This is a genomic window from Pseudomonas sp. QS1027 (assembly GCF_002814235.1).
Classification (GTDB): Bacteria; Pseudomonadota; Gammaproteobacteria; order Pseudomonadales; family Pseudomonadaceae; genus Aquipseudomonas.
On sequence record NZ_PHSU01000008.1, the window covers coordinates 56,665 to 78,746 of the forward strand.

Consider the following 22,082-nt stretch of genomic DNA (forward strand, 5'->3'; position numbering starts at 1 on the left):
TTCAAGGCCCTCCAAAGCAGATCAAGCGGTCGGCGGTTTGCACCGCATCGTGTAACTGGCCCAGGCCGGACAAGGCCCAGGGCGCACTCAGATTGACCGCCGAGCGTTGATAGCGTTGGGCTTCTTCGTCGTTCAGTACGCCGCGTCGCAAGGCCGCGGCGATGCAGACCACGCCGTCGAGCTGGTGTTCGCTGACGAAATCCGCCCATTGCCGGGGCAGGTCCTGCTCGTCCTGGGGCGTGACCACGCTGCTCGACGCGCTGTGCACGCCGTCCTGATAAAAGAACAGCCGCACAATCTCATGCCCACCGGCGAGCGCGGCCTGGGCGAACAGCAGGGCGCGGCGGGAGGAGGGCGCGTGGGGCGCGGAAAACAGCGCAATGGCAAACTTCATGGGGGACTCTGTCAGCAAACCTGCCGTCATGATAAAGCCAGAACCCCCAAGAAGCTAAATCGCGGGCAAGAAAAAGCCCGCCGAAGCGGGCTTTTTGCCTAACAGTTGCGATCAATCATCGCGGCCCATGATGCCGAAGATCTGCAACAGGCTGATAAACAGGTTGTAGATCGACACATACAGGCTGATGGTCGCCATGATGTAGTTGCGTTCCCCGCCCTGGATGATGGCGCTGGTCTGGAAGAGGATGCAGACCGAGGAGAACAGCACGAAACCGGCGCTGATCGCCAGTTGCAGGCCACTGATGTGGAAGAACATGCTGGCCAGGGTCGCGCCCAGCAGGACGAAGAAACCGACGGTGATGAAACCGCTGAGGAAGCTCATGTCCTTGCGGGTGATCAGCACGTAGGCCGAGAGGCCGCCGAAGACCAGTGCGGTCATGGCGAAGGCCGAGCTGACCACTTCAGCGCCGCCCTGCATACCCAGGTAACGGTTGAGGATCGGGCCGAGCAGGTAGCCCATGAAACCGGTCAGGGCGAAGGTGGAAACCAGGCCCCAGGCCGAGTCACGGAGTTTGTTGGTGAGGAAGAACAGTCCGTAGAAACCGATCAGCACCACGAACACGTTCGGGTAGCCGACGTGCATCTGCTGGGAGATGAAGGCCATCAGGCCACTGAAGGCGAGGGTGAGGGCCAGAAGGCTGTAGGTGTTGCGCAGGACGCGGCTAACTTCTAGCTGCTCAGCCTGCACGCTGTTAACGGCGTAATCCTGTTCGCGCATGGCGACACTCCTTCGGGTTTGAAATGTTCAGTCTCAAAGATCATACCAGAGGCTCTGTAACAAGCTATCACGAGAGTTTGACAGTGTGTTTCATTCCGGTATTATGGCGCCCGCAGTACATAGGAGGTGTGGCCGAGTGGTTTAAGGCAGCAGTCTTGAAAACTGCCGACTGTAACAGGTCCCAGAGTTCGAATCTCTGCGCCTCCGCCATATCGCGATACCTCAAAGCCCCGGAATCCGGGGCTTTGTCGTTTCTGGCGCGAGGGTTTTTGGTGTCGGCGCAAACCGTAGGCGTTGCGCAACCTGCCGATTTATCGTGGCTTCATGGCAGACAAGACGATTGATTCAACCAGGGGCTGAGTGGCGACGTTCCTGTGCTCGTCTGGCGTATTCCCCGAGTTGTGGAGGCGCGGGCCATTGTCGCCCATCAAGATATCGCCATCCTTCAGAATCCTGAACGCCCAGATTTCTGGCCATGCCTCTCTTCCCTGCTCATCCAGCGTGTGCTTGCGAAGCACCACGCGTCCGAAGGTCCCATTCCCCTCATTTGCATAGACCAGGTTGGCTCTGACTAGACCAAAGGGGCCTTCAATCTGGAAGTAGCTCCCCGAGGGAACGGAAAAGCTCACGCCAAACCGGCTCTCCGCGGATTTGAAAAGGCCGGAAATACGCTCTCGCAACCCATCGGTGTATTTGTTTACTTGCTCAATGTCCTGGACAACATGACCGATTCCGCTCAGGGATTCTTCGGTATAGGCAGAAAACAACATGGCCCGGCTCCTTGGATGATGGGAGCCGCATTATGCCGGTCAGCGAGTGCCTTATGATGTCCTGGCTCATGGGTAATGCAACACCGTGACACCATTCGTCGCCTGTAAAAAACTGGCGCGCAGTGCACGAGCTGTCTGGCTTGCGGCTTGCAGAGGACGCTCGTAGCAGCCCCAGAACGACGTAATTCTGACGCGGCAGCAATCCAATCAATGCTTCAGGACTCCAGCGATACGCTTGGTCAGTCACCGGGAGATGTACCGTGTCAACTCTCAATGAAATCGCAGCGAACCACGCGAGAATGGCCAAGGCAAAGGAAGAAGAGTCGACCGGACTGAGTGAGCTACACCTCCAGATAGTGTGTAGCTTCGAAATCCCATCCAGTGAAGTTCAACAGCATATTCCGCTGCACCTCATCTCCGCAGCGCAGGACAATCAGCTCGGACAGGCAGCCAGCTGTTTGCTCTGACTGCGTCGACCTTGCCAACCGGCGCGCCAGCTTCTGGCTTGCCGATCAAAACAGCTGCCTGGCGGGTTGGCTTTGGGTTGGCCTGTCCTTCGATATCGCGGTAGACCTGCTTACCGCTCCAGAAGCTCAGGGAGTTTGGCAACAACCTTGATCTCGACATCGAAGCCATACAGCCAAGTGACGCCAACCGCCGTCAAAGTGGGAAAAGGCGCTTCGCCCCAATACTCCGGTACCACTTCCCACACCTCCTCGAAGATCTTCTGCGGCTCTACCATGAAGACCGTCACGTCCTGAACATCATCGAAGGTGCAACCGGCCGCGGCCAATACCGCGTTGAGGTTCTCGAAAGCGCGGCGAACCTGAGTCTTGAGTTCTGGCTCGGGCGATCCGTCTTCACGGCTGCCCACCTGGCCCGAGACAAAGAGCAGGCCACCGGCGCGCACCGCGGCTGAATAACGGTTGCGCTCATAGAGGGCCTGACGGCCGGCGGGAAATACCACATCGCGTTGATTCATCTGAAAATTCCATGGATTGGGAAACGATCTGGCCACTCTATGTCGCTTGCTCCCCCTCAATAAACAGGCAATGCTGGTGAGGATTGTCAGCGATTACCAAACAATGGGGAGCACCATGGATCGCTTCGATGCCATGCAAGCTTTCGCACGGGTGGTGGAAACCGGCAGCTTTACCCAGGCCGCCCACACCCTGCATATGAGCAAAACCACCGTTAGCCAACTGGTCCAGCAGTTGGAAGCACGCTTGCGTGTGAAGCTGCTCAATCGCACCACGCGCAAGGTGAACGTGACCTCCGATGGCGCCGCCTACTATGAGCGCGTGCAATATCTGCTGGCGGCGCTGGATGATGCCGAAACGGCACTGTCCAGTGCTGCCGCCGTGCCCCGTGGACGCTTGCGGGTGGACGTGCCGAGTCCACTGGCGCGACTGCTGCTGATCCCCGCGCTGCCGGCGTTTCAGGAGTGTTACCCGGATATCCAGCTGGACCTGGGCGTCAGCGACCGTCAGGTCAGCCTTATCGATGAAAGTGTCGATTGTGTGATCCGTGGGGGAGAGATCACCGACACCTCGCTGATTGCGCGACATATCGCCGACTTGCCGCTGGGCGTATACGCCGCGCCCGGCTATCTGGCGCGATTTGGCTTGCCGGCGCATCCCCGTGAGTTGCAAGAGGGAGAACACCATGTGGTGGGGTATCGCTGGGCGCGAACGGGCAAGGCGCTTCCTTATGTCTTGAAGCGCATGGGCGAGCAGTTGGAAGTGCGCGGACGGCATATGCTCGCCGTGGACGATGGTAATGCGTATCTGGCCGCCGGGCAGGCTGGCTTGGGGATATTGTGGCTACCACGCTATATGGCTGCACAATCATTGGCGAACGGTGAACTGGTAGCGCTGTTCGAGGACTGGGACATGACGCCGATGCCGTTATATATGGCTTATGCGCCTAACCGTCATGTGAGCCGGAAACTGCGAGTCTTCATGGACTGGGTTGTGGAATTGATGGTTGGGCATGTGCCGCTGGTGAGCTTGCCAAAGCCACCAGCGGACCACGTATAAATGCAAATGCCGCCAATCAGGTAGCGGTTCTCGTTCAGGGTGTAATCCAAGACTTTTCGTACGATATGTGCTCCCATATCCGATATCTCCAACTGTCCGCCAGGCGTTAAGGTCAAAGTGTCGTTGAATCTCAGCGATACAGGATTGGCGTCCTGGCTGGTTCGGAAGACACAAAAGCCGCCATAGCGGCTTTTCGTGTCCTATGTGTGGCTGCCTGTTATGGGCGGGCCGTATGTGGGCATCTTCGGATGCGCCGGGGTCCAACTAGCCGGTACGCCAACCCATACGGTTCCGCCCACCCTGATTGGCGTCAGACGGCGGTTTCAACGCTAGTTGGAGATTTCATCATGATCGAACATTTCGAACCCATCCGTTTTCCCCGTCACAACCGTTTTATCCATGGCCTGATGCTGGAGTCGCAAGCTTGGTTCAGCGTGACCGACCTCGGCCGCATGATGGGCCGTGCGCTGGATGAACGCCTGACCCGTAAGCTTGATGCTGATCAGCAGCGGTATCTCTGGATGAACTACCACGGCAAAATCCAGAACACGCTGATGGTCAGCGAGTCTGGTATGTACGCGCTGCTGATTCACCACCATATCCCGGAAAACCAGTACCTGCGGCAGTGGTTCAGCCTTGAAGTCATACCCGCTTTGCGCAATATGTCATCCACCGTGGCAAACCACGGCCTCAGCCTCAGCTCCCTGCAGTGGGCTGGGCATTCAGTGAGCCTGCTGCATTGGCAGAACGAGCCCTGGATCAGATGGCGGGATATGCCCGTTCTGGTGCCGTCGGTTGAGTGTGCTCCAGCTCAGTGGCCGAACTGATCGTTGTTTGTCCGGTTGCGGTGAGCCGTACCATTGCCGGAGGCAGTGGTACGGCCCTAGTCCTGGGTAAGCCTGTTTTGTTGTCCCTTGTGTTCCGTTTCCTTTGTAGTTTGTCTTTACAGGCTCTCAGACCCGTCGCAAATGGGGTAATGGGGCATTTAAATGGGGTATTTTATAGGGGTATTACCCTGTTTAAGCTTGTGATTACCCCATTTCGACAAGGAGGGTTTACATCTTTATGAACTCAATTACCCCCGAGTATCTGGCTGCGCTGCGCTTCGATGGCAGACAGGTCGCTACGCTGCGTTTGTTGGGTGAGTATCAGGGCAAGCAAAAGCTCTACGTGGCGCAGTCTCCTGAAGTTCTCAAGGGATTGCGCCAGATTGCGGTGGTCGAGTCCACAGAGTCGTCGAACCGTCTGGAGGGTGTTGTCGTAGCTCCCTCACGTTTGAAGTCCTTGGTCATTCGTAATGCAGCGCCAGAGAATCGATCTGAACAGGAGATCGCGGGCTACCGCGATGCATTGTCGTTGATTCACGAGTCCGCTGCGAACATGCCCTTCAGTGAAGGTCTGGTGCTGCAATTGCACACCATCCTTTACCGTTACCTACCGCAGGAGGGCGGTCGCTGGAAGGCGACCAACAACGACATTGTCGAGCGCCACCCAGACGGCTCATCGCGTCTGCGCTTCCGGCCGGTCGCTGCACATCTGACGCCGATGGCGATAGCTGACTTGAACCAGAACTATGCCACCGCAATGGACCAACATCTGGCTGACCCTTTGGTATTGGTGCCGCTGGTGATGCTCGACTTCCTGTGCATCCACCCATTTCCGGACGGCAATGGCCGTATGTCCCGGTTATTGACGCTGTTACTGCTTTACCACTTCGATTATGCCGTGGGCCGTTACATCAGCCTGGAGCGCATCTTTGAGGAAACCAAGGAAGGTTATTACGAAACACTGGAAGCCAGTTCGCAGGGCTGGCATGAGGGGCGGCACGACGTCAAACCCTGGCTTGACTACTTCTGGAGCGCTCTGTTGAGGGCGTTCCGTGAGTTTGAGGAGCGTGTCGGGACAATCGATCGAGGTCGCACCAAAGGGGGTCGTGTGCGTTCGGACGTGCTGGCGCGTAGTCTGCCGTTTTCGATTTCAGAGATTGAGGAAGGCTGCCCTGGTGTGAGTCGTGACATGGTACGGCTGGTGCTGCGGGCAATGAAGTCGGAGGGACTGATCGAGTCAACGGGCAAGGGGCGTAGTGCGAAGTGGAAGCGCGTCCCGTCGGGCGGCGTTGGTCACACAATTAACGAAGGTCAGTAGCCCATGTTACGAGGCGATGAGTGATGCTCAGTCGCTGCTTTCGTTCGGATATCTCTGAACTGAAATTGCCTGATGCCGTCGTCCTGCCCCTAAAGGTGCTTGGCTGAGCGGTGCGGGCAGAAGCTAAGCCTCAATGGCGACGGGAGAATTCAGGCTGCTATGGCCGCTGTTCCCAGCTTCGCGTACTTGAATTTCCCTTTCGCCAAACGCCCCTTGAAGACGAGACAAGAATGAGCCCCCATCAGCAGGGCATGGATTCCGTCGTTTAACGCGCTACTTCCTTAAGATAGATCTTGCGGGCAGCAACTGCGTTAGGCGTGAAATCGGTAAATACACCGTCGACACCGGCTCGGTAAAAGGCCAGGTATTCTGCCGCTGGATCCCCCTTATAGACACCTGCCAGGTATTTCGCTTCGTTGCGGAAGGTGAATATATGAACGAACAAATTGGCCTTGTGAGCGTCGCTGATCAGGTTGGTTGGCTTGAGGGTGTCGACCTTGTCCAGGCTGGCGTTGGATGACGAATCCTGAGCTGCCGCAACGGTGAGCGACATTGCCTGTGGCTTCCACGGACCGATGCCGTCGGCGTAGGTTTTGACCTCGGCCAATCCGGCTGGCGTCAGCATCGCACCGAAGGGGCGTGGGTCGCCCGCGACGGTCCAGCTATAGGGGCGGCCGCTGACGAACGTGTTGGGTTTGTCAGTGATGAAAATGGTTTCGCCCGTTTTGAAGTTTATGCCGTTTCCATCGACCAGTTGAACGGCTTTGGATTTCAGGCCGATAGAGCGCAGGTATTTCAAGCTGGCGGGGTCAAAGCTTTGCACAAAGACCGGGGCTTCCTTGCGATTGAGGTCGTTGTCGTTGAGGGTTTTGAGGAAGGCCTTCTCAAACGGATGAGTGCCCGGGGCGCCGCAGCCATTGGCAACGGCCTGGGCATTGTTCCAGATTGGATTTTTGCTTTCTGGATAGACTGTAATGACGCGGCCTGTCGCTGCGCTTTTAGCTTTTGCAATGTCGATCACATCCTGAAAACTCAGGATCGGCAACTTGCCGTTCAGTTCTGTTGGGCGCTGGTCGCGGGCATCGTAAGTGGTGCCACCTATCCATTGCCTGAGTTCGGCCATGGTGAAATCGCTGATTGACCAGTCGTTGGTATGGTCTTCGCCATCAACGACCAATGATTTCAAGACTGATTTTGGATCGTTGGGGTCGGTCAAGTCGCTCAGGTACTGTGCTGGACCATTTTCTGCGGTGGCAGGGTATCTGACATTGACCAACACGCCTGGAACAGTACGCTTGCGGCGTGCAACGTCGGCGTTGGTCTTCGCGACTTCGCTGATGTTGGTGTTGTCGCTCAACCAGGGGTTGTGTCGAGCCACCAATACGCAGTCCTTGGTCATGTGCAGATCCAGTTCGAGCGAATCTGCGCCAGCATCGGCGGCATTCTCGTAAGAAGCCCGGGTTTCTTCCGGATACAACCCTGGCAGGCCGCGATGCCCGATAATCAAGGGTGGTGCGCCGTCAAGCGTCTTGAACGAAGCGGAGGCGCTTGACCCTGCGCCAGGTAAGCTCCCGTTCGTACCGTCACAAGCGCTCACCAACAGGCTGCATCCGAGAGCGATAAAGCGGGCAAGAGGCAGACCTGAGCGAGTGTGCATGTGTAGTCCTTCAAGATGGGAAGAGCGGTTATCAACCGATAGTAATCACGAACACATGACAAAATCATGGCTCATCGGGGCCGCTCCGGGACTAACCGTCAACTGGCCGCAGGTACACTTATTGGTTTGGGAAAGTTGCCATAAGTTACCGAGGTCCATGGGGTCCCAGAGCCAGCCTGTATGCAGTTTTTGGCTAAAGCAGGCAGAAAACAGCTCTTTGTCGCCCCATTTCGGCGGCCATGCTGTATTCGTCAAGGTCCGGGTCGACGGCCCTTCCTGATCAACTTCTATTTCTTCTTGGCAGCCGCCTCAGCGGCCAGGCACTCAAGGGCAAACTGCTCGGTGTACGTCATCTGAATGGGAGTGGTTTCTCCCTTGACGGTCCTTTCGCCATCGAGGATGTAGCGAATGCGCTTGTCGGTCACGCCGATGCGTTTGGCGATCCAGGAGGGGGTTTGTCCGATGCGCGAAATCAGCTTGTCGGCATATTCGGTGGAGGGATTGTAGTGCTCTGCGTTGGGTGTCATGTGACGTCCAGATATAAGGTGGGTCTGTGATGCATATGTGGGGTAGGGGACACGGTGCACCAATTATTGGACGGTGTCGTGGCCTCAAATGAAGAAGCCCCGGAATCCGGGGCTTCTTCATTTCTGCAGTTTATCAGTCCACCCTCAACCTGCTGTTGCTTTCTCGCCAATTGCATTGAGTTCAGCCAGCGTGTCCGGCGTGAGCTGCAACTGCCCGGCTTTCAGATTTTCGCGCAGGTGCGCGACCGAGGATGTGCCCGGAATCAGCAGGATGTTGGGCGAGCGGTGTAGCAACCAGGCCAGCGCCACTTGCATCGGCTGGGCTTCCAGGCGGGCTGCGATCTCCGACAGCGCCGTTGACTGGATGGGGGTGAATCCGCCCAGGGGGAAGAACGGCACGTAGGCGATACCCTGCGCCGCCAAGTCGTCGATCAACCCATCGTCCTCGCGGTGGACCAGGTTGTACTGGTTCTGTACGCAGACGATATCGGCGATCGCCTGGGCTTCCTTTATCTGCTCGGCGGTTACGTTGCTCAGCCCGATATGACGGATAAGCCCCTCCTGCTGCAACTTCGCCGTGACCTCGACCAGATGGCCGATGCTCTCCTGAGTCAGGCCATGGCCAAAGACACGCAGGTTGACCACGTCCAGGGAGGCCAGGCCGAGATGGCGCAGGTTGTCCTCGACGGCGTTGCGCAACTCTTGCGGGCTCTGGGCGGCCAGCCAGTCGCCCTTGTCGTTGCGGCGCGCGCCGATCTTGGTGACCAGGGTCAGGTTGTCGGGATACGGATGCAGCGCTTCGTGAATGATCTGGTTGGTGACGTGGGGACCATAGAAGTCGGAGGTGTCGATATGGTCGACGCCGGCAGCAATGGCTTCGCGCAACACGGCGATGCAGGCGGCCCGATCCTTCGGTGGTCCGAATACGTGTGGTCCGGCCAGTTGCATGGCGCCATAGCCCATTCGCCGGACCTGACGACCCGCGAAGCTGAAATGGGAGTGGAGGGCGGAGGTGCTCATATGGGTTTTCCTCTATTGGGTCGGTTTCGATACGGGTCGCAGAGCGTTCCGCGGCGGGCTTCGATGGACCGAATATAGTTCCAATTGCACTGTTTGATAATCGGGCATAAAGTTTACGGGCTGTTTAAATTAGTGAACAATTGCCATGAAATTTAACGATATGGCGGCCTTTGTCGCGGTCGCGCGGGCGGGTGGTTTCCGTGAGGCAGCGCGTAGCGGCGGCGTTTCCGCTGCCAGCCTCAGCGTAGCCGTGCAGCGTCTTGAGGCGCTGCTGGATTTGCGCCTGTTGAACCGCACCACACGGAGTGTGGCTTTGACCGAAGCCGGACAACACTTGTTGGCCAGGCTGGAGCCGCTGTTTTCCGAAATGGAAGCGTCATTGGATGTGCTCAATGGCTTTCGCGATAAGCCCTCCGGTACGCTGCGGCTCAATGTGTCCACCAGCGCCGCGCGCATCGTGCTGCCCGAGGTCATCGCCGGATTTCTCAGGCGTTATCCGGATATCCGCATCAAGGTCGTGGTGGAAGACGGCTTTGTCGATGTGCTCTCGGCGGGTTGCGATGCCGGCATTCGCTACGACGAAAGGCTGGAGCAGGACATGATCGCCATTCCCATCGGTCCCAGGGTGCAGCGCTTCGTCACAGCGGCGGCGCCCGGCTATCTGGACTTGCAGGGTCGGCCGGCTCATCCGAGTGAGTTGTTGACGCATTCCTGCCTACGCTGCCAGTTCTCCGGCGGTAACAAACCCACCTGGAAATTCGAGCGTGATGGCGAGCAGATTGAGCTCGACCCGCCCGAACGCCTGCTGGTGACGCCCAGTGGCGCGCTGGACCTGACGGTCAGTGCCGCAGTCGCCGGCCTTGGGGTGGTGCATCTTTTTGAGGATCTGCTGCAACCGCAACTGGACAGCGGCGAGCTCGAACCCATCCTGGAACCTTGGTGGCAGACGTTTTCCGGTCCGTTCCTGTATTACCCTGGACGGCGCCATTTGCCGGCGCCGTTGCGGGCATTTGTCGACTATCTGCATGAGCTGTCGGCGACGCTGCCCTTGCAAGCCTGAGTCTGATTACAATCGGGGACTCATCAACACACCTAACAATAGAGTGGTTAACACCACCGAGTGATTCAGACCTTGATCGAACGACGCCAATTCAGTGGAGGCATGAAGGGAAAAAACCTCCGCTATCTGAATGACAATCCTGGCCAGCCGGCGCAAATGACCCGGACCGGTTTTTTGCTGCTCGAGCATTTCTCCCTGCCGGCATTCACCCAGGCCCTGGATACGCTGGTCACGGCGAACCTTCTGCGCCCCGGGTTGTTCTCTTCGCGAACCTTCGGCCTGAGCGAAGGGGAGGTCATCAGCGACCTCGGCCTGGTGATTCGCCCCGATGCCCGTATCGATTTTGCGGCCATTCAGAACCTCGATCTGCTGGTCATTTGTGGTGGCTACCGCACCGAGCTTAAGGCCGATGACTCGCTTATCAGCCTGCTGAGGGCCGCGTCAGACCAGGGTGTCAGCCTGGCCGGGTTGTGGAATGGCGCCTGGTTCCTCGGCAGCGCGGGTTTGCTCGACGGCTACCGTTGTGCGATTCACCCTGAACATCGGCCGGCACTCGCGGAGATCTCCAAGGCGACCCATGTCACCAGCGAGGCCTATGTCATCGATCGCGACCGGCTCACCGCGTCCAGCCCCTCGGGGGCGTTCCATATGGCGCTGGACTGGATCAAGGGCTTGCACGATAAAGCCCTGGTCGAGGGTATCGAGGACATCCTGGCGTTCGAGGAGTCGCGCTACCGGCGCATCAAGCCGGCCGAGAATGTGTGCGTGAGCGCACCGCTGCGCGAGGTGGTCAAGCTGATGGACGCCAACCTCGAAGAGCCCCTGGAACTGGAGCAACTGGCGGCCTACGCCGGCCGTTCCCGTCGGCAACTCGAGCGTCTGTTCAAGGAGCAGTTGGGCACCACGCCGCAACGCTATTACCTGGAACTGCGGATCACCGAAGCGCGTCGGCTGTTGCAGCACACCGAGCTGTCCCAGGTCGATGTGCTGGTGGCCTGTGGTTTTGTTTCGCCGAGTCATTTCAGCAAATGCTACAGCTCGTATTTCGGCTACCGGCCCTCCAAGGAAAAGCGCCTGGTTAAATAAGGTGAGCGGTTCAGGCTAGCGTTCCGAATAGGAGGGCGCGCGTGGCATGCGTTATGCTTTGCCCGTACCCAGTAGTGTTCTGCCAAAAATAGCTTGGAACGGGAATTCTAGAAGATGGCGCGTGTAACGGATAAAGAGTTCGATGCGGCCTTGCCGGTGATGCAGAAGCTGCTTTGGGCGGACCCGCAGGACAGGGCGCGGCTGCAGGAGCAAGGTCTTAATGTGACCCCTTCGAATTTCTACTCGAGCACGCCATCGCTTTCCGAGATCGCCAGTTCCTACGAATACACCGAGTCGGAACCGCCTTATTTGAATTGCGGCCTGTTCGACCAGGAAAGGCTGCGGGCGGAGATCAGCGAACTGATTCCATATGGGGCCGATTTCGCGCCGGCTGAAGTCGGCGATAAAGAAACCGCGACCTCGTATTTCTGGAAAAACGGTCAGTTTACCTGCAGTGATGGTATGGCCTATTACGCCTATATCAGGCGCATCCGTCCCAAGACTATCGTTGAAATCGGCAGCGGGTTCTCGTCGCTGATTGCCGTGGAAGCATTGCGCAAAAACGGGTCAGGGACGCTGCATTGCATCGAACCCTTTCCAAGGCCGTTCATCACCACCCTGGCCAGCGAAGGGGCACTTGAACTGCAATCGATGCGTGCCCAGGAGCTGACCGTCGAGTGGTTGAATGCCACGCTGGAAGACGGCGATATCCTGTTTATCGATTCCACGCATACGGTAAAAACCGGCAGCGACTGCCTGCATATCTACCTGCGCCTGCTGCCGAAAATCACCAAGAAAATCTTTGTCCACGTGCACGATGTCTTCCTGCCCTTCGGCCTTCCGACGCATTGGTTGATCGAGCATCAGATCTACTGGACGGAACAGTACCTGCTGCTGGCGCTGATGACGGATAACCCGCGGACGAAACTGCTGTTTGGCAGCGCGTATCACCAACATTTCAATCATGATCTGTTGACCGCACTCATGCATGGTCAGTCTGAAAGCCGCGGTGCCAGTTTCTGGTTCGAGTTTGATGGCCGGAGCAATGTCTAGTTTCTTCTGGCTCCAACCCTTTTAGTCAGCCAACACCAGCTCGTCAGCCTGGACGTGCTGGTTCTTCCCAAGTGCGCTGCGCGGCCCTCACAGGCCCGCCGAAGTCACTTCAAATACGAGCGCAGCGCCGACACCACGTCATCCACATCCTCGCGACGCTGGGCCGGCGTGACATCGTCCGCGCCCAGGTGCTCGCGGATATGACCTTCCAGCACCTCGGTCATCAAACCATTGACCGCCCCACGGATCGCCGCGATCTGTTGCAGCACGGCGGTGCACTCGACTTCCATATTCAGCGCGTTTTCCAGCGCCTCGGCCTGGCCCTTGATACGCCTGACACGGGTCAGCAGGCGTTTTTTATCCTTGATGGTATGCGGCATGGAATTGTCCCATTGTGTGTTATCTATACTGGGGTATAGTATATTTCGACCTTGTCATCAGGACTGTAGCCCAATGTCTTCGCCCAATGCTACTCACCAGAATTGCCATTCGAAAATCCTCAACGATGGAAATCCCCTGGCGGAGACCAACACCCGGCGCGCCATGATCCTGACCGCCATCATGATGGTCGCCGAGATCGCCGGCGGTTGGTACTACAACTCGATGGCGCTGTTCGCCGACGGCTGGCACATGAGTTCCCATGCGTTGGCGCTGGGGTTGTCGGTGTTGGCCTATGGCGCTGCCCGGCGCCTGTCCAGTGACAACCGTTTTGCCTTCGGCACCTGGAAGATCGAAGTGCTCGGCGGCTACACCAGTGCGTTGTTCCTGGTGATGGTGGCGGGGCTGATGCTGTATCAATCGGTTGAGCGGCTGATTTCGCCTGCGGCCATCCACTATGACGAAGCCATTGTCATCGGCATCGTCGGCTTGATGGTCAACCTGGCCTGCGCCTGGCTGCTCAAGGACGGCCATGCCCACGATCACCACCACGACCATCATCATGATCACGGCCATGATCACGGCCACGATCTGAACCTGCGTTCCGCCTACCTGCATGTGGTGGCTGATGCGGCCACCTCGGTGCTGGCGATCCTGGCGTTGATCGGCGGCAAGGTCTGGGGCGCGGCCTGGCTTGACCCGTTGATGGGGATTGTCGGAGCGGGGCTGGTGGCGAGCTGGGCCTATGGGCTGATCCGCCAGACCAGCCGTGTCTTGCTGGACGCGGAAATGGATGCGCCGGTGGTCGAGGAAATCCGCGAGGTCATCGCGGCCAGCCCGATTCCGGCCACCATCAGCGACCTGCATGTCTGGCGGGTCGGCAAGGGGCAGTTCGCCTGCGTGCTAAGCCTGGTGACGCAATTGCCGGCCACGCCGGACTACTTCAAGGCGCAACTGGCGATCCACGAGGAGCTGGTGCATGTGACGGTCGAGCTTCACCAAACGGCCTGATGGATTGTCACCCAAAGTAATACTCGAACGGGTGGACATATATCGCAGGGCGTAATCAGTGTTTTCGATTTGAAGGGTTCGTTAGGCCTCCCTTGGGAGTTGTCAACACTCAAATGTTGTATTCAGCCCATGCTTGATTTATTCTAAATAAGCAATGCAGGGAGCGTGATTTCAGCGAGTTGAGTTTGATGGCAATGGAGGCCGTGACGCATGTTCAACGTCAGACGCAATATAGGGATTTTGTTGTTTCTCTATATTGTTGGTGTCAGTGGTTATATTTACTATCTTCACGCTCAGGCCCAGGCGATTCTGACGCAGAGTATTAATGATAAACTTCTGCATGCCGCCTTGGGCGCTTCGGCTATTCTCGGTGATCGATACCATGATCATTTGATCGACAAAAACTCAAAGTCGGAAGCCGAGGATTTAAATACGATTCGCACCCTGTCCCGGTTCAACGAATCCATGGGCACGGCGTTCGTCTATACCGTGGTGAAACGGGGAGGAGAAGCGATCCTGGTCAGTTCCAGTGCCTCAGCCAAGGAAATCCGGGAGAATAACTTCGTACGCTATTTCGATCCCTACCCCGATGCCAGCCAGGCCTTGCTTGATAGCTTCGAGCGTACGACACCGAGCTGGATCGACTACACGGACCACTGGGGGGATTTTCGTGCGGTCTTTGTTCCCTTGAAATCCCAGGATGGCACGGCTTATGTTGCCGGTGCGGAAATTACGCTAGCGGACTATTATGACCAACTTAATCAAGACTCCTTGCACCATATCGTACTGGCTCTTCTGATCTTTCTCGCTTTCAGTCTCTTGATTGTCATTGACGCCATACGCCTGCGCACTCATCTTCGGCAACTGCAAGTCAACGAGCAGGTGTTGAAACAGGCAAAAAGTGCCGCTGAAGAGGCGGATCGCATGAAAAGCCAATTTTTGGCCACCATGAGCCATGAAATTCGTACACCGATGTACGGCGTGATCGGTGCGACCGATCTGCTGGCGGCGACGTCCTTGAGTCCAGAGCAACGTGACCTGCTGACCACTATTCATGCCAGTGGCAAGACGCTGTTATCGCTGATCGACGATATTCTTGATCTTGCCAAGATCGAATCGGGAAAACTGGACTTGAGGCCTTGTGTGTTCAAGTTGCGCACCTTGATTGCTTCGAGCGTTGAAATGGTTCGGCAAAATATTCAGGACAAGCCCATTACGCTTGAAGTCACTGTGCAGCCGAATGTGCCCTTACTGGTAAAAACCGACGCTGATCGCCTGCGTCAGGTACTGATCAACTTGCTGGGCAATGCGATCAAATTCACCGAAGCCGGGGAGGTGTCGCTCACCGTCAGCCTCGGCGACGAAAGCGCTCAATCCCGACTCTGCTTTTCGGTACGCGATACCGGTATAGGGATTCCGGTGGAGCGGCAAGGCAGTCTGTTCAAGCCCTTTACTCAGTTTGAAGGATCGACCAATCAGCGCTTTACCGGGAGCGGGCTCGGTCTGTCCATCTGCAAGAATCTGATCGAGGCCCAGGGTGGAGTCTTGTCTTTCAGCAGTGTGTTGGGTGTCGGCTCGACGTTTTCCTTTTCGCTGGCGAACGAACTTTTCTCTGATTCGGAAATAGCCCTTGCGGTCGATCGTCCAGCGGTGGTTTTCGATTCGTCGTTTGCCCGACATTACCCGCTGGATATCCTGCTGGTCGAGAACCATCCGTTGAATCAGAAGGTGGCCATGGCCATGCTGCAGACGTTGGGTTATACGCCTGATCTGGCCTCAGATGGCCTCGAGGCGCTCGAGCGCTGCATGACATCGACTCCGGATGTCATCCTGATGGATATCAACATGCCCGGTATGGACGGCCTGGAGGCCATTCGCAGAATACGTGGGCTGCCACTGGGTGACAGGTGTTACATCGTGGCTTTTACCGCGAGTGCTTTTTCGAGCGAGATAGAGCGTTTCAGAGGCGCAGGGGCGAATGATATTTTGACCAAGCCGGCGAGCTTCCTGGGCTTTTGTGAAGTGCTACGCCGTTCGGCGGACTACCGGAAGCAGTTCCAGACCAGCGCTCCGGTAGTCGAATGATCTCTCGTCAGAACGAGATCAGGGCACAAATGCCAGTACGGACGCCGGGGAGCCGGAGCCGTCTTTGAGCCTCAGGACACCAATGACCAACGTTGTGCCTTTGGCGGGCAACTGATCCAGGTTGGTCAGGCATTCGAGGATGATTCCATTTTTCGCCAAAACCAGGCTGTTGGTGGCAAATACCGTGTCCTGGCCCGGATCGGCTCCGTGGGTGTCGATACCGACCCCGGCGATCTGACGGTCCTCGACCAGCAGTTTTGCCGTGGCGGCGCCGACTCCGGGGAAGTGCAAAGCGCCTTTGTCATCTTCATTGAAAAAGCGTTTGGAGTCGTTCCACAGGGCTTGCCACCCGGTATAGAAGATCACCACGGAATCCTGGGCGATGCGACCATGGTCGTGTTCCCAGTTCTTGATGTCCTGAGGACTGATCACATAGTCGGGATCGGCCTTTGCTTGCGCCCGGACATCGATTACCACGGCCGGTCGTACCAGTGACTCCGGCTTGTAGGCATCAATCCCGATACCGTCGGGGTGAAAGCTGTTGGGGGCATTCATATGGGTTGCGCTGTGTTCCCCCATGCTGAAACTGCGCAAGTAGTAACCGTCTTTTTCCTGTGAAGCCACCACGTTGAAGGTGACGGGAGGATCGTGTGGCCAAAGTGGTATGGACGGCGCAATGACGTGGCTGAGGTCAATGACTTTTTGAAACTGGATACTCTGCATTCCTTTGACTCTCTTATCCTCGGCGAAGCTGTAGGTGATACCGGTCGCCAGCCATGCCGTCAGTAATCCGACAGATAACTGCCTGAACCGCGCCCCGTGTTGTTTTGATGGTTCCATGACGTTACCTACTCCTTTGGCAGACCAGAGGGCCCTTGCCCATGGTTCCGGCGGAGTCTATCCATTCTCTACGCCATGACGCCAAACAGATTCGAGGGGTTAGAGGGGGGGACAAGGCGAGTATGGGCCAGCAAACACTCCACCAGCGCGTCGAAGGTTGCCTTGCAACGGGGGCTGGTGCGCAGGTCCTCGTGCATGGTCACCCAGGTTTCCAGTTGGAACCTGAACTGCTCCGGCAGCAGCCGCACCAGTGTCGGTGTACGCATCGCCAGGGCGGTTTGACAGATGCCGATGCCGCAGCCGGCGCGGATCATCGCCAACTGCGCCAGGGTACTGTCGGTGCGCAGCGTGAAGGCCTCGCGACTCCAGCCGGGCACTTGCTTGCTGGCGGCGCGGATAAAGGGGGTGGTGATATCGAAGCCGATCAGCGCATGCTGGGACAGATCGGCCATTGCACTGGGCGTGCCCTGTCGTTGCAAATAGTCCGCGTGTGCGTAAAGCCCCAGTTCCACCTGGCCGACACGTCGGGCGATCAACTGATCCTGTTTCGGCGCGGTCATGCGCACCGCAATATCGGCCTCCCGTTGCAGCAGGTCATGCACCTTGTCGGTGGCCAGCAGCTCGATTTTGAGTTGCGGATGGTCCTGGCTCAGCAGTGCCAACGTCGGCGGTAGCACTTCGATGGCAATGATTTCGCTGGCGGAGATCCGCACCGTGCCGTTCACCGTCTGACCCTGGCCGGTGGCGGCACGCTCCAGCGCGGCGGCGGTGTGCTGCATGGCTTCGGCATAGCCGCGCAGCGCCAGGGCGGTCTCGGTGGGCAGCAAGCCGGTCTGCGAACGGGTGAACAGCGGTTGCTTGAACGACGCCTCCAGCGCGGCGATATGCCGGCCCACGGTGGGCTGGGCAATGCCCAGCGCCCGTGCGGCGCCCGAGAGCGAGCCTTCCGTCAGTACGGCAAGCAAGGTTCGGTACAGTTCCCAACTCATGATCTGGTCCATGCATAAATGTATGGCGGATAGCTCGTGCCAGGCAATTTATTTCCTGGAGGGGCAGGGCCAGACTCTGCTCATCGTTACCTTCCTGGAGAATTGACATGGCAGTGCAGAGCAACAAGGTTTTGGTCCTGGGCGCCGGCGGCGGCATTGGCGGCGAAGTGGCGCGGCAACTGCGCGACGGCGGCTGGCAGGTGCAGGCGCTCAAACGAGGTTTGGCGACGGCGGCAGAACAGCGCGACGGCATTCAATGGTTGCGCGGCGATGCCCTCAACCGTGACGACGTGGTGCGGGCGGCGCAGGGTTGCAGCGTGATCGTGCATGCGGTCAACCCGCCGGGCTATCGGCATTGGGCCGAGCAGGTGCTGCCGATGATCGACAATACGATTGCGGCGGCGCGTATTGCCGGCGCGACCATTGTGTTGCCGGGCACGGTCTACAACTACGGCCCGGATGCCTTTGCCGAATTGAATGAACAGGCGGTGCAACGTCCGTTGACGCGCAAGGGGCGTATTCGCGTCGAGCTTGAGCAACGCTTGCAGGATGCGACGCGAGACGGGGTGCGGGCGATTGTCGTGCGGTCGGGCGACTTCTTCGGCCCGCAGGCTGGTAACAGTTGGTTTTCCCAGGGGATGATCAAGCCCGGGCAGGCGGTGAAAGTGATCAATCTGCCAAGCGATCCGGGCGTCGGTCATCAGTGGGCCTATCTGCCGGACGTGGCGCGGACCATGGTCGAACTGGTGGCGCGTCGAGGGGCCTTGCCTCCCTTCGCGACCTTTCATATGGAGGGCTACTGGGACGCCGACGGCACCCAGATAGCAGCCGCTATCAGCCGCGTGGTCGAGCGCGCGGGTGGCCAGACCAGGCTGCGGCGCTTTCCCTGGTGGCTGGTAGGACTGGCCTCGCCGTTGGTGACCACCTTTCGGGAAATGCTGGAGATGCGTTACCTGTGGCGTACGCCGGTGCGGATGAATAATGCCTATCTGTTGAGCGTGCTGGGGGCCGAGCCGCATACACCGCTGGATCAGGCGGTGGAAGTAACACTGAAGGGCGTGGGCTGTTTGTAGGGGGATCAGGCGCTCGAACCCTGACAAGATCAGGGCACAAAGGCCAGCACGGAGGCGGGGGAGCCGGATCCGTCCTTGAGTTTCAGGATCCCGATGACCAGCGTTGTGCCGTTGGCGGGCAATTGATCCAGATGAGTCAGGCACTCGAGGATGATTCCATTTTTCGCCAGGACCAGGCAGTTGGTGGCAAATGCCGTGCTCTGACCAGGGTCGACCCCGTGGGTATCGATCCCGACCCCGGCGACCTCACGCTCTTCGACCAGCAGTCTTGCCGCATCGGCGCCGACCCCGGGGAAGTGCAGGCCGCCTTGGTCATCCTCATTGAAAAAACGCTTGGGGTCGCTCCACAGCGCTTGCCAACCGGTATGGAAGAGCGCGACGGAACCCTGGGGGATGCAACCATGGGCCTGCTCCCAGCGCTCGATATCCTGAGGACTGATCACGTAGTCGGGATCGGCCTGTGCCTGCGCCCGTACAACGATCACCACGGCCGGGCGCACCAGCGACTCCGGGGTGTAGGCATCGATCCCGATGCCATCGGGGTGAAAACTGTTGGGCGCATTCATATGGGTGGCGCTGTGTTCGCCCATGCTGAAACTGCGCAGGTAGTAACCGTCCCGTGCCTGTGAGGCCACCCCGCTGAACGCGACGGGAGGGTCATGGGGCCAAAGGGGGATGGACGGCGTAATGACGTGGCTCAGATCGATGACTTTTTGAAACTGGATGTTCTGCATTCCTTTGACTCCCGGGTCCTTGGCGAAAGGGTGGAGGATAGCGGTCTATTTCTGCCCGTACTGCCGTCGTGGCGGCACATTTTCCGGGTGCGATGAATGGAACCGGCATCACAGCGCTGACAATTTTTCGCCCGGAATCTGCTGTTCACGAGCAATAAAAATTTACTCCCGACGAAAGAAATGCGAAAAGGCTTTTCAGCCTTTTCCATGGATTCGGATCCCCCCTCATGTCTCGATCAAAGTTGTTCTCCAAACTGTTTGTCGCACTGTTGGTCGGCGCCGGGCTTTGGTACATGTGGATGATTGCCAGCGCCAAGCTGGAGTGGGGCGGAAGCAGCCCGGACAAGCAGCAGATCGGTGCCGTGCAGGACACCCGGCAGCGCGCGATGACCCAATACTGCACCGGTGTGGTGGTAACCCCACAGGGCACCTGGCTGGTGGGGCGCCTGGACGGGGATACCCAGCAGCTGCAAACTTCTGCCGACGTGGTGGACCTGGATGCCGTAGTCAATGGCAAGCCGATTGAGGGCAAGGATCAGGCGCCGGAAGACTCGGCGGCCTTTTCCAGCTATCTCGCCCACAACGACAAGGAAACCTCCTTCATTTCCCGTCTTGACGCTCAGGGGCAATTTCAACTGGTGGCCCATGTTGGCGACGCCGCCTGCCTGGTGGCCAGTCCGGATGGGGCCAGTGTTTTCCTGCTGACAGGGCTTAACCGACCCGAAGCCGCTACCGCGAGCAGCGATGACATCAACCAGACCGTGGTCTTTCGCAGCGACGACCAGGGCAAGCACTGGAGCTGGTTGGCCAAAGGTCTGTTTCCCAAGGCCAACCAACTGGCCTGGAACCTGAAACTCTACTTTCATGGCCAGGATGACCTCTGGGCCTGGAGTACCCCGAGCGGCACCGACAACGAGAGCGGCGAAGACACGCCGGGCGCCATCGCCACCGGGGTGTTCTACTCCGCTGATCGCGGCGCGAGCAGTACCCCGCTATTCGCTGCCGAGTCGCTGCTGGTGCCTGCCGAGTATGCCCGGGGCAAGCGGCCTGAGATTGTTGAATGGCGCACGGACCTGGGCACTTATGGGGAAGTCCAGACCCATGTCGTCCAACTGGATGCCCAGCGCGCGTTTATCTGGGTGTCCCAACGCTTCTGGGGAAGCAATCCGGACAGCGAAAGCGGCAGCCTGGCGATCAACGTCACGACACGAGCGCAGCTACAGCGCAAGGCGGGGCAGTGGCAGGTCGGGAGCGTGCAGCGCGAGGACGGCCTGTTTATCGATGAGCTGGTGGCGAACGACGCCGGGCGCGTGATGGGCCTGATCGATCAGGGCGAGCACGGCGAAGATGTGGTCGCCGAACTGGATACCGCCAAGCTGACCTGGAAGCCCGTGGGCGAATTGCCCAGCGTGTTTTCGCCGTTGGCGTCGGACAGCCAGTTGCGCGGGGGGAATTTCTGGATGGGGCAGAACAGCCTGCTGATCAACACCACGAGCGAACACCGGCCGCCGCGTTGGCTGTACTGGTGGTCGGATGCACGCATCTCCGCCGACGGCGTGTTCTACTCCAAGGACTGGGGGCATTCCTGGCAACGGCTGGCGGTCGACGGTTACCTGGGGATCCTCGGCTTTCAAGGTGCGCAGGACCGGGTGATCTGGGCCAAGGGCAACTGGTACAACAGCAACGATGCTGGGGTTTATTCCTATGGTTTGCGGTGAGGGCTGGATCGTCTTGTGCTTGTCTTGCAAGACGGCTCGCTTTCCATTGAGTGAAATTTCCTAGAAACTTCTACCCTGTTGCTCCTGGCAGAACCGGTGGCTAGTCTGCATCTTGTCACCGCAAAAAACGGTGATACGGACGTGCAAGTCCGGAATTCTGTTATGACGCACAACGCCCTTGTCATGCCTGGGCGTTTTTGCAGTCCGCCTGTTTTATGGTGGCTGTGCGTGGGAGACCTTCGGGTCTGCCGGGTGTCCTAACAGACCTGGTCTTGCACACCTGCGTACAGCTGCCACCCTCATTCGTGTGCAAGCGAGAAGGTGTCGGCTCCTTATCTCTGTTAGGAGTTTCAGACATGTTCAAGATCACGCCCAATCCCCCTGTATCACTTCGCGTCGAAAGCATCGATCCGCACATCGTCGACCGTGCATTGGCTTATTACAATTTGCCGCAAGGCACGAGTCCGAAGCGATGCGGTGCCAATTCAACCCGCAAGATCAACGCCGAACCTGAAAGTCGTGAAGAAATCCTGGTCGACGCCAGTTCGATTCTGGAGTCAGCGGCGGCCACCGCCTACGAACACGCCGACAACCTCACAGGCCCTGATCGCAAGGTGGCAATGGGCGTGGTGCGTCTGATCGAACTGGCGCAGGGGCGGGTGGATTCGGTGTTGGAGGATGAGTTCACCAGCGGCGCGCGCTGATCGCAGACAAGGGCAGGTG

General features: G+C 58.3%; 23 protein-coding genes and 1 tRNA gene. 13 read left to right on the top strand and 11 right to left on the bottom strand.

Annotation, left to right across the window (positions count from 1 at the left end; translation table 11 throughout):
- Position 1: 1 nt before the first annotated feature.
- A complete protein-coding gene (gene tusD, locus CWE01_RS08570; protein ID WP_100940103.1) occupies positions 2 to 394 on the bottom strand; it encodes a sulfurtransferase complex subunit TusD in 393 nt (130 codons plus the stop codon).
- A gap of 111 nt (positions 395 to 505) precedes the next feature.
- Positions 506 to 1,174 carry a Bax inhibitor-1/YccA family protein gene (locus CWE01_RS08575; protein WP_100940104.1) on the bottom strand — a complete coding sequence of 223 codons (669 nt, stop codon included), beginning with the start codon at positions 1,172 to 1,174 and terminating at the stop codon, positions 506 to 508.
- Between the two features lie 122 nt (positions 1,175 to 1,296).
- On the opposite strand from CWE01_RS08575, the gene CWE01_RS08580 reads away from it, so the two are divergent.
- Positions 1,297 to 1,384: transfer RNA gene (locus CWE01_RS08580), tRNA-Ser, on the top strand.
- A 101-nt stretch (positions 1,385 to 1,485) separates the two neighbouring features.
- On the opposite strand, the gene CWE01_RS08585 is transcribed toward CWE01_RS08580, so the two are convergent.
- A complete protein-coding gene (locus CWE01_RS08585; protein ID WP_100940105.1) occupies positions 1,486 to 1,944 on the bottom strand; it encodes a hypothetical protein in 459 nt (152 codons plus the stop codon).
- Between the two features lie 260 nt (positions 1,945 to 2,204).
- Between CWE01_RS08585 and CWE01_RS08590 the strand changes: the two genes are divergently transcribed.
- Complete coding sequence (locus CWE01_RS08590; protein WP_100940106.1) at positions 2,205 to 2,411, top strand: hypothetical protein; 207 nt, start codon at positions 2,205 to 2,207, stop codon at positions 2,409 to 2,411.
- Between the two features lie 110 nt (positions 2,412 to 2,521).
- On the opposite strand, the gene CWE01_RS08595 is transcribed toward CWE01_RS08590, so the two are convergent.
- Positions 2,522 to 2,926, bottom strand: coding sequence for a RidA family protein (locus CWE01_RS08595; RefSeq protein WP_100940107.1), 405 nt, complete (start codon positions 2,924 to 2,926; stop codon positions 2,522 to 2,524).
- Positions 2,927 to 3,041: 115 nt separating this feature from the next.
- Between CWE01_RS08595 and CWE01_RS08600 the strand changes: the two genes are divergently transcribed.
- The 3 genes from CWE01_RS08600 to CWE01_RS08610 all read left to right on the top strand — a co-directional run bounded on the left by CWE01_RS08600 (position 3,042) and on the right by CWE01_RS08610 (position 6,128).
- Positions 3,042 to 3,983 carry a LysR family transcriptional regulator gene (locus tag CWE01_RS08600; protein WP_100940314.1) on the top strand — a complete coding sequence of 314 codons (942 nt, stop codon included), beginning with the start codon at positions 3,042 to 3,044 and terminating at the stop codon, positions 3,981 to 3,983.
- 347 nt (positions 3,984 to 4,330) lie between these two features.
- The gene (locus CWE01_RS08605) at positions 4,331 to 4,810 is read left to right on the top strand and encodes a Bro-N domain-containing protein (RefSeq protein ID WP_100940108.1); all 480 of its coding nucleotides are present in this window, start codon (positions 4,331 to 4,333) and stop codon (positions 4,808 to 4,810) included.
- A 238-nt stretch (positions 4,811 to 5,048) separates the two neighbouring features.
- A complete protein-coding gene (locus tag CWE01_RS08610) occupies positions 5,049 to 6,128 on the top strand; it encodes a Fic family protein (RefSeq protein WP_100940109.1) in 1,080 nt (359 codons plus the stop codon).
- Positions 6,129 to 6,393: 265 nt separating this feature from the next.
- On the opposite strand, the gene CWE01_RS08615 is transcribed toward CWE01_RS08610, so the two are convergent.
- The 3 genes from CWE01_RS08615 to CWE01_RS08625 form a co-directional block, all read right to left on the bottom strand.
- Positions 6,394 to 7,785 (bottom strand): glycerophosphodiester phosphodiesterase family protein, encoded by a 1,392-nt coding sequence (locus CWE01_RS08615; protein ID WP_100940110.1) that lies wholly within the window; start codon positions 7,783 to 7,785, stop codon positions 6,394 to 6,396.
- Between the two features lie 287 nt (positions 7,786 to 8,072).
- Positions 8,073 to 8,312, bottom strand: a complete 240-nt coding sequence (locus tag CWE01_RS08620; protein ID WP_100940111.1) for a hypothetical protein — start codon at positions 8,310 to 8,312, stop codon at positions 8,073 to 8,075.
- 144 nt (positions 8,313 to 8,456) lie between these two features.
- Entirely contained in the window at positions 8,457 to 9,332 is an 876-nt protein-coding gene (locus CWE01_RS08625; protein ID WP_100940112.1) for an aldo/keto reductase family oxidoreductase, read from the bottom strand.
- 139 nt (positions 9,333 to 9,471) lie between these two features.
- On the opposite strand from CWE01_RS08625, the gene CWE01_RS08630 reads away from it, so the two are divergent.
- The 3 genes from CWE01_RS08630 to CWE01_RS08640 all read left to right on the top strand — a co-directional run bounded on the left by CWE01_RS08630 (position 9,472) and on the right by CWE01_RS08640 (position 12,531).
- Positions 9,472 to 10,392, top strand: coding sequence for a LysR substrate-binding domain-containing protein (locus CWE01_RS08630; protein ID WP_371917134.1), 921 nt, complete (start codon positions 9,472 to 9,474; stop codon positions 10,390 to 10,392).
- 72 nt (positions 10,393 to 10,464) lie between these two features.
- Entirely contained in the window at positions 10,465 to 11,478 is a 1,014-nt protein-coding gene (locus CWE01_RS08635; RefSeq protein ID WP_177145475.1) for a GlxA family transcriptional regulator, read from the top strand.
- Between the two features lie 114 nt (positions 11,479 to 11,592).
- Positions 11,593 to 12,531, top strand: a complete 939-nt coding sequence (locus CWE01_RS08640; RefSeq protein WP_100940115.1) for a class I SAM-dependent methyltransferase — start codon at positions 11,593 to 11,595, stop codon at positions 12,529 to 12,531.
- A 104-nt stretch (positions 12,532 to 12,635) separates the two neighbouring features.
- On the opposite strand, the gene CWE01_RS08645 is transcribed toward CWE01_RS08640, so the two are convergent.
- Complete coding sequence (locus tag CWE01_RS08645; RefSeq protein WP_100940116.1) at positions 12,636 to 12,911, bottom strand: metal/formaldehyde-sensitive transcriptional repressor; 276 nt, start codon at positions 12,909 to 12,911, stop codon at positions 12,636 to 12,638.
- A 73-nt stretch (positions 12,912 to 12,984) separates the two neighbouring features.
- Here CWE01_RS08645 and dmeF point away from each other — a divergent pair, with 73 nt between their 5' ends.
- Together dmeF and CWE01_RS08655 are read left to right on the top strand one after the other, a co-directional pair.
- Positions 12,985 to 13,920, top strand: a complete 936-nt coding sequence (dmeF, locus tag CWE01_RS08650) for a CDF family Co(II)/Ni(II) efflux transporter DmeF (RefSeq protein ID WP_100940117.1) — start codon at positions 12,985 to 12,987, stop codon at positions 13,918 to 13,920.
- 210 nt (positions 13,921 to 14,130) lie between these two features.
- Positions 14,131 to 16,005, top strand: a complete 1,875-nt coding sequence (locus tag CWE01_RS08655; protein WP_100940118.1) for an ATP-binding protein — start codon at positions 14,131 to 14,133, stop codon at positions 16,003 to 16,005.
- A gap of 18 nt (positions 16,006 to 16,023) precedes the next feature.
- Here the strand turns inward: CWE01_RS08655 and CWE01_RS08660 are convergent, their stop codons facing one another.
- Positions 16,024 to 16,845, bottom strand: coding sequence for a cyclase family protein (locus tag CWE01_RS08660; RefSeq protein WP_100940119.1), 822 nt, complete (start codon positions 16,843 to 16,845; stop codon positions 16,024 to 16,026).
- A gap of 68 nt (positions 16,846 to 16,913) precedes the next feature.
- The gene (locus tag CWE01_RS08665) at positions 16,914 to 17,834 is read right to left on the bottom strand and encodes a LysR family transcriptional regulator (protein ID WP_371917132.1); all 921 of its coding nucleotides are present in this window, start codon (positions 17,832 to 17,834) and stop codon (positions 16,914 to 16,916) included.
- A 107-nt stretch (positions 17,835 to 17,941) separates the two neighbouring features.
- On the opposite strand from CWE01_RS08665, the gene CWE01_RS08670 reads away from it, so the two are divergent.
- A complete protein-coding gene (locus CWE01_RS08670) occupies positions 17,942 to 18,907 on the top strand; it encodes an NAD-dependent epimerase/dehydratase family protein (RefSeq protein ID WP_100940121.1) in 966 nt (321 codons plus the stop codon).
- A 29-nt stretch (positions 18,908 to 18,936) separates the two neighbouring features.
- Here the strand turns inward: CWE01_RS08670 and CWE01_RS08675 are convergent, their stop codons facing one another.
- The gene (locus CWE01_RS08675; RefSeq protein WP_100940122.1) at positions 18,937 to 19,641 is read right to left on the bottom strand and encodes a cyclase family protein; all 705 of its coding nucleotides are present in this window, start codon (positions 19,639 to 19,641) and stop codon (positions 18,937 to 18,939) included.
- 227 nt (positions 19,642 to 19,868) lie between these two features.
- On the opposite strand from CWE01_RS08675, the gene CWE01_RS08680 reads away from it, so the two are divergent.
- Together CWE01_RS08680 and CWE01_RS08690 are read left to right on the top strand one after the other, a co-directional pair.
- Complete coding sequence (locus CWE01_RS08680; RefSeq protein WP_100940123.1) at positions 19,869 to 21,359, top strand: hypothetical protein; 1,491 nt, start codon at positions 19,869 to 19,871, stop codon at positions 21,357 to 21,359.
- 356 nt (positions 21,360 to 21,715) lie between these two features.
- Positions 21,716 to 22,063: a DUF6124 family protein gene (locus tag CWE01_RS08690; RefSeq protein ID WP_157815194.1), complete on the top strand. Its 348-nt coding sequence runs from the start codon at positions 21,716 to 21,718 to the stop codon at positions 22,061 to 22,063.
- Positions 22,064 to 22,082: the final 19 nt, after the last annotated feature.